Genomic DNA, 12,157 nt, shown 5'->3' with positions numbered 1-12,157 from the left:
GAAACAAATTAAGAGTACCAAGATTTATTTAAGCTAATACTGAATCTTCAGTTGTAGTTTTAATCACTTTCATTGCTGTCATTGCTTCACGTAAACGTTGTCCAACGGATTCAATTGGATGATTTCTTATCGCATCATTTACAGCAATTAATTCAATATTATCAACACCATTTGTTTTAGAAAATAGAGTTCCGATAATAGATGTATCTACTGTTTTCATAAAATCAGTCAACAATGGTTTACAGGCATGATCAAATAAATAACAGCCATATTCTGCTGTATCAGAAATAACTCTATTCATTTCAAATAATTTCTTTCTAGCAATTGTATTTGCAATTAATGGTAATTCATGCAACGATTCATAATAAGCTGAATCTTCAATAATACCTGCACTTACCATCGTTTCGAAAGCCAATTCAACACCAGATTTCACAAAAGCTACCAATAACACACCATGATCAAAATACTCTTGTTCAGAGATATGTTCTGACGTTAACGCTGTTTTTTCAAAAGCGGTTTCACCAGTTGCAGCTCTCCATTTTAGAAGATTGACATCATCATTTGCCCAATCTTCCATCATGGTTTTTGAGAAATGACCAGAGATGATATCATCCATGTGTTTTTCAAATAATGGACGCATAATTCCTTTTAACTCTTCAGATAATTCAAAAGCTTTTATTTTTGCTGGATTTGATAAACGATCCATCATATTGGTAATTCCACCATGTTTTAAAGCTTCAGTAATTGTTTCCCAACCAAACTGAATTAACTTAGCAGCATATCCTGGCTCGATGCCTTCTTCAACCATTTTATCAAAAGATAGAATTGCTCCTGTTTGTAATAAACCACATAAGATGGTTTGTTCTCCCATTAAATCTGATTTTACTTCAGCGACAAAAGACGATTCTAAAACACCAGCTTTATGTCCACCAGTTGCTACTGCATAAGCTTTAGCTTGAACCCAACCTTTGCCTTCAGGATCATTATTTGGGTGAACAGCAGTTAGAGTTGGCACTCCAAATCCGCGTTTATACTCTTCACGAACTTCACTACCAGGACATTTTGGAGCAACCATAATTACCGTTAAATCTTCACGAATTTGCAGCCCTTCTTCAACAATATTAAAACCATGAGAATAACTTAATGTCGCTCCTTTTTTCATCAAAGGCATAATCGTTTTTACAACATTAGTATGCTGTTTATCTGGTGTTAAGTTCAACACTAAATCTGCTGTTGGAATTAATTCGTCATAGGTGCCAACATTAAATCCGTTAGAGGTTGCATTCATATAGGAATCACGCTTTTCATCTATTGCAATTTGACGTAGTGTATAAGAAATATTTAATCCAGAATCTCTCATATTTAGGCCTTGATTAAGACCTTGTGCGCCACAACCAACAATAACGATTTTCTTTCCCTTGAGCGCTTTTACGCCATCTTCAAATTCTGAAGCATCCATAAAACGACACTTTCCTAATTGCTCTAATTGTTCTCTTAATGGTAATGTGTTAAAATAATTTGACATTTTTTTCAATTTTAATGTTGAAATGCTTCTAGCATTGTTGATATTTTCATTTCATCTTTAGTAACAGCAATACGTCCTGAACGTGTAAATTGCATAATTCCAAAGACACTTAATTCTCGGTATAATAATTCTATTTCTTGTGTTCTTCCTGATTTCTCAAGAACGAAAAACTCTTTATTTACAGTGACGATTCTGGCGTTGCTTTCTTTAATGATATTCTGAATTTGGCGCTCATCAAATAATAAATCGGACTTGATTTTAAACAAGCAAGATTCCTGATAAATTGTTTCGTCTTCAGTATGATAATATGCCTTTATAACTTCAACTTGTTTTTCAATCTGACCTTGAATTTTCTTCATTTGAGATTCGGTTATATTAATCACAATTGTGAATCTTGAAACTCCTTCAATTTCAGAAGGCGAAGTGTTTAAGCTTTCAATATTAATATGTCGTCTTTGAAAAATAGCAGAAATTCTATTCAACAATCCGATATTATTTTCTGTATAAACTGAAACTGTATATTGTTTTATTTCTGTATCCATTCTATTTAAACTTTTAGCTGTTTTTCCATTAGCTTTAAATTCTTATTCATTTGTCACTTCTAGTGATTTTGTTGAAGAACGACATAAAATTTTATCGAGAAGTTGCTCTAACTGTTCTCGATACAAATTTTAAATCTGTTATATTTCTTTGAAATTCACTCGAACTGACGTTATTCTAATCTTATATCTGAAACACTTGCTCCAGTTGGTATCATAGGAAATACATTACCTTCCTTTTCAACACAAACCTCTAAAAAATACGGACCATCACAATCTATCATTTCTTTAACAGCAGCTTTTAAATCTTTTCGTTCTACAACTTTTTTTGCATCTATATGATAACCTTTTGCAATCGCTACAAAATCTGGATTTGTCATTTCTGTAGATGCATAACGTTTATCAAAAAATAGTTGTTGCCATTGACGCACCATTCCGAGAAATTCATTATTCAATACCACAATTTTCACTGGAACTTTTTGTTGAAAAATAGTACCCAACTCTTGAATAGTCATTTGATATCCACCATCACCAGCAATCATAACAACTTCTCTTTCTGGCGCTGCCATTTTTGCTCCAATTGCAGCAGGAAGTGCAAATCCCATTGTTCCTAAACCACCAGATGTAATATTACTTTTAGTTGTCTTAAAATCTGCATAACGACAAGCAATCATTTGATGCTGACCAACATCACTCACAATAGCAGCTTCACCTTTAGTTTGCATATTGATTTCTTTCAATACTTCTCCCATAGTCAGTCCTTCCTTTGTAGGATGCAAGTCATCTTTTATAACTTTTTCATATTCTATGTTGTATAAATCTTTAAACTTTTGAAGCCATTCCTTATGAGAATTTGTATTTAATAATGGTAATAAGGCTCTTAAACTTGCTTTAGCATTACCTAAAACGGCAACATCAGTTTTTACATTTTTATCAACTTCGGCTGGATCAATCTCAAAATGAATTATTTTAGCTTGCTTAGCGTAGCTTTCTAAATTTCCAGTAACACGATCGTCAAAACGCATTCCGATTGCAATTAACACATCACATTGATTTGTTAATACATTAGGTGCATAATTGCCATGCATTCCTACCATCCCAACATTTAAAGAATGAGACGTAGGAATCGCTGAAGCACCTAAAATCGTCCAAGCAGAAGGAATTCCAGCTTTCTCAATAACGGCTTTAAACTCTTCTTCAGCTTCGCCTAAAATAACACCTTGTCCCCAAACTATCATTGGCTTCTTAGCGTTATTGATTAATTCAGCTGCTGCATTTAAATCATTTTCGTTAGTATCTGGTACTGGAATATAACTTCGTATTCCTGTACATTTTTCATAAGAAAAATCAAACTCTTCAAACTGAGCATCTTTAGTAATATCAATTAAAACAGGTCCAGGTCTTCCACTTTTAGCAATGTAGAATGCTTTTGCGAAAACCTCTGGAATCTCTGAAGCTTTTGTAATTTGATGATTCCATTTGGTAACAGGAGTAGAAATTCCGACGATATCAGTTTCCTGAAACGCATCACTTCCTAATAAATGAGAACCTACTTGGCCAGTGATACAAACCATTGGTGTAGAATCTATTTGTGCATCAGCAATACCAGTAATTAAATTAGTTGCTCCAGGTCCTGATGTTGCTATTGCAACACCAACTTTTCCAGAAATTCTAGCATAACCTTGGGCTGAATGTGTTGCACCTTGTTCATGTCGCGTTAAGACATGATGAATTTTATCTTGATATTTATATAATTCATCATAAACAGGCATAATTGCGCCTCCAGGATAACCATAAAGTATATCTACACCTTCAGCTAATAAGCATTTTATAACAGCTTCACTACCTGAAATACGTTCTGTAACTTTTTTTGACTTTTCTTTATTTTTTAAGGTTTGAGTTTCTTTCATCTCATATTATTTTTGAAACCTTTCAACTACGCTCAAGGTGCCATTTCTCTATTGATTATTTGTTATTAGAATTCATCAGTAACACAGCCTTTAGAAGCAGATGATACTGTTTTTGCATATTTATATAATACACCACGTTCAAATTTCAATTCTGGTGCTTTCCAATGTCGTCTTCTCTTTTTCAATTCTTCATTTGAAACTTCTACTGAAATAGTATTTGTTTCAGCGTCAATAGTAATTATATCTCCATCTTTAATTAACGCAATAGTTCCACCTTCTTGAGCTTCCGGAGTGATATGACCAACAACAAAACCATGCGTTCCACCTGAAAATCTTCCATCGGTAATTAAAGCCACATCCTTACCTAAACCTGCTCCCATAATAGCAGCAGTAGGCTTTAACATCTCTGGCATTCCAGGACCTCCTTTTGGGCCTTCATAACGAATAACAATGACATCTCCTTTTTCAACTTCACCATCTCTAATTCCATCATTTGCAGCATACTCACCTTCGAAGACTTTTGCTTTTCCTTTAAAGCTTAATCCTTCTTTTCCAGTAATTTTAGCCACGCTTCCTTCCGTTGCTAAATTTCCATAGAGCATTCTTAAATGTCCAGAAACTTTAATCGGTTCTTCAATAGGTTTTATGACATCTTGACCATCTTTTAAATCATCGACATCTAATAAATTTTCAGCTATTGTTTTTCCTGTAACGGTTAAACAATCACCATGAATGAGTCCTTTTTTCAAAAGATATTTTAATACTGCAGGAATACCACCAACTGCATGGACATCTTCCATCAGGTATTTACCACTAGGCTTTAAATCGGCTAAGAATGGCGTATTATCACTTATATCTTGAAAATCTTTTAAAGTAAAATCTATTTGAGCCGCTCTTGCAATGGCTAAGAAATGTAATACCGCATTGGTAGAACCTCCTAAAATTGTCACTAATCGCACAGCATTTTCTAATGACTTACGCGTAATGATATCTGAAGGCTTAATATCTTTTTCTAAAAGTAAATGTAATGCTTCACCAGCTTTAACCGATTCTTGTTTCTTGACATCACTCAATGCAGGATTTGAAGAATTAAATGGCAATGCCATACCTAAAGCTTCAATTGCAGATGCCATTGTATTTGCGGTATACATTCCGCCACAAGCGCCAGCTCCAGGACATGCTTTTTCAACGATGCTTTGATATTCATTTTCGGTAATTGTGCCAGCAACCTTACTTCCCCAAGCTTCAAAAGCAGAAACAACATCCAGTTTTTTCCCATTATGACAGCCTGAATCAATGGTACCTCCATAGACCAAAATACTTGGTCTATTTAATCGAATCATAGCCATTAATGCACCAGGCATATTTTTATCACAACCAACAACAGTTATCAATCCATCATAACTCATCGCTTGTACCACAGTCTCCATAGAATCGGCAATAATATCACGAGAAGGCAAAGAGTAACGCATTCCTGGTGTACCCATAGAAATACCATCACTCACTCCAATGGTATTAAAAATCAATCCGATGACATCTTCATTTTTTGTGCCTTGTTTGACCAATTTCGCCAAATCATTAAGATGCATATTACAAGGGTTGCCTTCATACCCAGTACTAGCAATTCCAACGATGGGTTTATTAAAATCTTCTTTTGTTAATCCGATAGCATGAAGCATCGCTTGAGCAGCTGGTTGCGTAGGGTCTTGAGTTACTGTTTTACTGTATTTATTTAGTTGATTCATTATTTTATTTTGGAAACGTATACTTGATTGGTCTAATTTACTTTATTGACAGACTTTGATAATTTACACACCTTTAAACAGGCTAAACCCAAGAACAATATCTCGCATTTAAACACTTGACTTTTAGATAATTACCATCACGTTTATATGATGTTCAAAAGTGATAATTTTTTACAAAAAAAACCTTCCTATTACGGAAGGTTTAATACGTTAAGACTATTTTAGTTTATACTCGAGGTAAATCACCATCTTCTTTTAAAGGCAAATTTGAATGTCCCATTAAAAATACATCCATATGATGAGCCGCCTGACGACCTTCAGAAATCGCCCAAACAATTAATGATTGTCCACGTCTCATATCTCCAGCTGTAAAAATACCTTTCATATTTGTTGCATAATTTTTAGTTGTAGCTTTGATATTGGTTCGGTAATCCATTTCTAATCCAAATTGCTCAGCAAGTGTTTTTTCAGCACCAGTAAAACCAAGTGCTAGTAAGACTAAATCACAATTCCATTCTTTTTCTGTATTTGGAATTTCTTTTAACTCTGGCCGTTCATCTTCTCTAAAAACCCATTCCACTTCAACTGTTTTTAAACCGATTAAATTTCCGTTTTTATCTCCTAAAAACTCTTTAGTGGAAATACTAAAGTAACGTTCAACACCTTCTTGATGAGACGATGTTGTTTTCAATCTCATTGGCCAATATGGCCATGGTTGATTTGCTGGTCGACCTTTAGATGGCTTACTTAAAATCTCAAAATTGACTACAGAATGTGCACCATGACGATTACTTGTACCAATACAATCTGAACCAGTATCACCTCCTCCAATCACAATGACATTTTTATCTTTTGCTGAAATAACTTCTTCAAACCCAATTAAACCATCAACATATTGATTATTCAATTTTAAAAAATCCATAGCTTGCACCACACCTTTAAGATGATTCCCTTTAATAGGAATCTCGCGTTTTACGGTTGCTCCTCCAGAAAGCAAAACAGCATCAAAATCGGCTTTTATAGTTTCAACACTAATATTTTTTCCAACATTGGCATTGGTTTTAAAATTAATACCTTCTTCTTTTAAGATGCTTAAACGCCTATCAATCACATGTTTTTCCAACTTAAAATCGGGAATACCATATCTCAACAAACCACCAGCCTTAGCATCACGCTCAAAAACCGTAACACTATGTCCAGCACGATTTAATTGTTGAGCAGCTGCCAATCCAGAAGGACCAGAACCAATAATTGCTACTTTTTTATTAGTTCTCGTTTTTGGCGGATTTGCTTTAATCCAGCCTTCTTCAAAAGCAGTTTCTACAATATTTTTTTCAATATTTTCAATTGAAACTGGATCTTCATTTATTCCCAACACACACGCTTCCTCACAAGGCGCAGGACATAATCGACCTGTAAATTCTGGAAAATTATTAGTTGAATGCAAAATTTGAGCAGCTTCTTTCCATCGACCTTGATAGACTTTATCATTAAAATCAGGTATGAGATTACCTAAAGGACAACCACTATGACAAAATGGGATTCCACAATCCATACATCTTGCACCTTGATCTTTAAGTTTTCGTTCCTCAAGCGGAATGGTAAACTCTTTATAATTTTTCAGTCGTTTTTCAACCTTTACATAAGTTTCATCAACTCTTTCAAATTCTAAAAATCCTGTAGTTTTTCCCATCGTCTTATGCGTTTATTGTGTTTTCTTGTTCCAATCGAATTAATGCTTGTTTGTATTCTTCAGGTAAAACCTTTACAAATTTCGGCAATTCGTTTTGCCAATTTTCCAGTATTCGTTGTGCTAATGGACTCAGCGTTGCATTGTAATGATTTTCAATTAAATCTTTTAATTCAAAAATATCTTCAGGAATAGTAACAGGATCAAGGTTTAATCCTTCTGCATTACAATGCTTATGAAATGTTCCTTTTGAATTATATATATAAGCAATTCCTCCACTCATTCCAGCTCCGAAATTTCGACCTACTTCTCCTAAAACGACTGAAATTCCACCAGTCATATATTCACAACCATGATCTCCAATACCTTCAACTACTGCTTTTGCTCCTGAGTTCCTAACACAGAAACGTTCTCCAGCTTTCCCATTAATATAAACGTCACCAGAAGTGGCTCCGTATAATGCTACATTTCCAATAATGATATTCTCTTCAGGAACAATAGTAGCTTCATCAGGAACTTTAACAACGAGCTTTGCTCCTGATAAGCCTTTTCCTAAATAATCATTAGAATTACCATTAATTACCAAGGTTAGTCCATTCGTCGCAAAAGCACCGAAACTTTGTCCTGCAGAACCTGTAAAATTAATTTTTAGTGTATTATCTGGAAGCCCTTGAGCACCATATATTTTAGAAATTTCATTGCTTAGTATGGCTCCAAAAGCGCGATCCATATTCGTGATTTTACAATCTAAAACTGTTTTTTCTTTTCTGAATAAAGCGGGATGTGCACGACTTATGATCTTAAAATCTAATGTTTTTTCTAAATTGTGATCTTGTGATTCCGTATTATGAAATTTAGTTCCAGAAGGTACGTGAACTTGATGTAAAATTGGAGACAAATCTAATCCGAGGGCTTTATAATGTTCAATGGTTTTATTTCGATCTAGTTTTTGAACTTGACCAACCATTTCATCAACAGATCTAAAACCTAATTGCGCCATAATCTCACGTAATTCTTGAGCAACGAAATACATAAAATTGACAACATGTTCAGGCTTTCCTTTGAATTTTTTCCGTAGGTCAGGATTTTGAGTTGCTATACCAACAGGACAGGTATTAAGATGACAAACTCGCATCATTACACAACCCGAAGCTACTAAAGGTGCAGTAGCAAAACCGAATTCTTCAGCACCAAGAAGACAAGCAATGGCGACATCACGTCCGGTTTTTAATTGTCCATCACACTCTAAAACCACACGATTTCTCAAATCGTTCATTACTAAGGTTTGTTGTGCTTCGGCGAGACCTAATTCCCAAGGTAAACCTGCATGTTTCAATGATGTTAATGGCGAAGCTCCTGTTCCACCATCATGACCAGAAATTAAAATCACATCACCTTTAGCTTTCGCAACACCAGCAGCGACAGTACCAATTCCAACTTCGGAAACAAGTTTCACATTAATTCTAGCTGCTCTATTAGCTGATTTTAAATCGTAGATTAATTGTGATAAATCTTCAATAGAATAAATATCGTGATGAGGAGGAGGTGAAATAAGACCAACATAAGGCGTAGAATTTCTAGTTTTAGCAATATCAGGATTCACTTTCGGACCAGGTAATTGTCCACCTTCACCAGGTTTCGCGCCTTGAGCCATTTTAATTTGTATCTCTGAAGCATTAGTTAAGTAATTAGACGTGACTCCAAAACGACCAGAAGCCACTTGTTTAATTGCTGAATTTTTCCAGTCACCATTAGAATCTTTGTAGAAACGCTCTTCATCTTCTCCACCTTCTCCAGAATTACTTTTACCTCCAATACGATTCATGGCAATCGCTAAATTCTCATGAGCTTCTTTACTAATAGAACCATAAGACATCGCTCCTGTTTTGAATCGTTTTACAATTTCTGTCCAAGGCTCAACATCGTCTATTGGAATTGGGTCATAATTTGTAAACTCAAACAAACCACGAATGGTCATTAATTGTTTGGTTTGCTCGTTAATTAATGATGAATATTCTTTATAGGTTTTATGCTTATTACTCCGAACAGCTTCTTGTAATTTTGCAACAGTTAAAGGATTAAAGGCATGTTTTTCGCCTTGTCGTCTCCATTTATATTGTCCACCAAATTCCAAATTCAGATTAGCATCAACAGCATCCGTTTTATAGGCGTTTTTATGACGCTTACAAATCTCTTTTTCAATTTCCCTCAATCCTATCCCTTGAATTCTAGTAATGGTATTTGGAAAGTAATTATGAACCACTTTTGTATTTAATCCAACACATTCAAATAGCTGTGAACCACGATAAGAGTTGAGGGTAGAAATTCCTATTTTGTTCATGACTTTCAGGATTCCCATACCAACAGCTTTGTTGTAATTCTTAATAGCTGAAAGGTATTCTAAACCTTCGATTTCTTTATCTTTAACTTGATTGTAAACTATTTCATTTACGATATACGGATTTATTGCACTTGCTCCATAACCGAACAATAACGCAAAATGATGAACTTCACGAGGTTCAGCAGATTCAATTATTAAACTTACTCTAGCTCGTTTTCCTATTTTATATAGTTCATGATTAACATAAGAACACGCTAACAATGCTGGAATAGGCGCCATTTTTTTAGTCACACCTCTATCTGATAAAATTATAATATTTCCACCTTCATCAATCGCTTTTGAAGCTAGTTTAACAATATTAAAAAGTGATCGTTCTAATTCGTTTAAGCCTTTATCAACTTCATATAAGATTGAAATATTGGTGACTACAAAATCAGGGTTATCAGTATAATTTTTAATCTTATCTAAATCATGCTTAGAAATTACAGGGTTTTGAATTTTCAACTTGCGACATTGATCTTCATTAATTTTAAATACGTTGATATCACTACCAAGAGTTAAACTAATATCTGTAATTAGTTGTTCTCTAATTCCATCAAGAGGTGGATTTGTAACTTGTGCGAACAGTTGCTTGAAGTAGTTATATATTAACTGCGGTTTTTCAGATAATACAGCAATTGGTGTATCATTTCCCATTGAGCCAATGGGTTCTTTACCATTTTGAGCCATTGGTTTAATGATTGTACTCAAATCTTCTTCAGTGTAACCAAAAACAATTTGTCGCTTATTTAAAGCATCTTCTTTGTGTTTTATTTCTCCTTTTTTTGCAGGAATATCTGCTAGATGAACTAAATTTTTATCCAACCATTTTTTATAAGGATGTTTAGAAACAATATCATTTTTAATTTCCTCATCATTAATGATTCTACCTTGATTCATATCCACTAAAAACATTTTCCCTGGTTCAAGACGTCCATGATGTTCAATGTTTTTTGGGCTAATTTCAATAACTCCAGTTTCAGAAGACATAATTACAAATCCGTCTTTTGTAACAGAATACCTCGAAGGGCGTAATCCGTTTCTATCTAAAACAGCACCTATGTAATTCCCATCAGTAAACGGAATAGAAGCTGGCCCATCCCAAGGCTCCATAATACAAGAGTTGAATTCATAAAAAGCTCTTTTAACATCAGACATATCTGGGTTTTTCTCCCAAGCTTCAGGCACAAGTATCATCATAACTTCAGGCAAAGAACGTCCTGTCATTAATAATAATTCGACTACCATATCCATGGAAGCCGAATCAGATTTACCTGGAAGAATGACAGGAAATATGCTTTTTATATCGTCACCAAACCATTCACTCTCCATCAATTCTTGTCGTGATAATATCCGAGACGCATTTCCGCGAAGCGTATTAATTTCACCATTATGACACATATATCGAAATGGCTGTGCTAAATCCCAAGTTGGAAATGTATTGGTAGAAAAACGTTGATGAACTAAAGCAAGCCTAGTTACTAGAGTTGAATCTTGTAAATCGGTATAATACAATTTTATATCTTCAGGAATTAATAGTCCTTTAAATATGATTGTTTTAGTTGAAAGGCTAGGAAGATAAAAACGAGAGCTCTCTGATAACTTTGACTTATTAATATTATGTTCCGCCTGTTTTCTTGCAGTAAACAACTTTAAATTAAACTCAAAATCGGATTGTTTTTTATTAGACTTTCCTATAAATATTTGTTTAATAAAGGGTTCCGTTTGCCCTGCAATTTCTCCAATAACTGAAGTATCTACAGGAACATCTCTCCATCCCAAAATTTCAAGCCCTTGAGTTATCATAAAATACTCAAGCTTTTCAATGCAATACTGTCGTTGATTTTCTTTTTTGGGTAGAAAAACATTACTTACTGCATATTCTCCAAATTGCGGCAAATTAAAATCACAGTTTGCAACAAAGAAGTCGTGAGGAATATCAATTAAAATGCCTGCTCCATCACCAGTTTTACCATCAGAACTCACAGCTCCTCTATGTTCTAATTTTTCTAGAATCTCAAGTGCTTTATGAATTATAGAATTTGATTTATTTCCTTTTAAACTACAAATAAATCCTGCACCACAATTATCGTGTTCAAATTCTGGATAATAAAGCCCTTGTTGTTTTAACATAACTATAGATTTTTTTAGCACATTTCGCGCTAGATAATTTCTCTAATATATTGGGATTATTGTTATAATAAAAAAAGTAGAATCACTTTTCAAGAATTCATAAAATGATCTTATTTAATTGTAAAGTCGATAATTTACAGCCATATAAACTACAAATACATCAATGAATAAAATTCAATAAAATTTATACTTCTTTAAGAAAACACTTGCAAAAAGAGAAAAACACAAAACATTT

The 12,157-nt window shown here is 34.2% G+C and carries 6 protein-coding genes; all 6 read right to left on the bottom strand.

The window, feature by feature from the left end; all coding sequences use genetic code 11:
• Positions 1-28: 28 nt before the first annotated feature.
• Positions 29-1,525, bottom strand: coding sequence for a ketol-acid reductoisomerase (gene ilvC, locus MUN68_RS01300; protein ID WP_249995119.1), 1,497 nt, complete (start codon positions 1,523-1,525; stop codon positions 29-31).
• A gap of 11 nt (positions 1,526-1,536) precedes the next feature.
• Positions 1,537-2,067 carry an acetolactate synthase small subunit gene (gene ilvN / locus MUN68_RS01295; protein WP_249995120.1) on the bottom strand — a complete coding sequence of 177 codons (531 nt, stop codon included), beginning with the start codon at positions 2,065-2,067 and terminating at the stop codon, positions 1,537-1,539.
• 170 nt (positions 2,068-2,237) lie between these two features.
• Positions 2,238-3,974, bottom strand: coding sequence for a biosynthetic-type acetolactate synthase large subunit (gene ilvB / locus MUN68_RS01290; RefSeq protein ID WP_249995121.1), 1,737 nt, complete (start codon positions 3,972-3,974; stop codon positions 2,238-2,240).
• A 65-nt stretch (positions 3,975-4,039) separates the two neighbouring features.
• Positions 4,040-5,719, bottom strand: a complete 1,680-nt coding sequence (ilvD, locus tag MUN68_RS01285; RefSeq protein ID WP_249995122.1) for a dihydroxy-acid dehydratase — start codon at positions 5,717-5,719, stop codon at positions 4,040-4,042.
• Positions 5,720-5,945: 226 nt separating this feature from the next.
• A complete protein-coding gene (locus MUN68_RS01280; protein ID WP_249995123.1) occupies positions 5,946-7,412 on the bottom strand; it encodes a glutamate synthase subunit beta in 1,467 nt (488 codons plus the stop codon).
• Between the two features lie 4 nt (positions 7,413-7,416).
• Positions 7,417-11,922, bottom strand: coding sequence for a glutamate synthase large subunit (gene gltB / locus MUN68_RS01275; RefSeq protein ID WP_249995124.1), 4,506 nt, complete (start codon positions 11,920-11,922; stop codon positions 7,417-7,419).
• Between the last annotated feature and the right edge of the window lie 235 nt (positions 11,923-12,157).

This window comes from Psychroserpens ponticola (assembly GCF_023556315.2).
GTDB lineage: Bacteria > Bacteroidota > Bacteroidia > Flavobacteriales > Flavobacteriaceae > Psychroserpens > Psychroserpens ponticola.
Note: the sequence above shows the minus strand (reverse complement) of the source record. Positions and strands in the feature narration are given on the sequence as shown.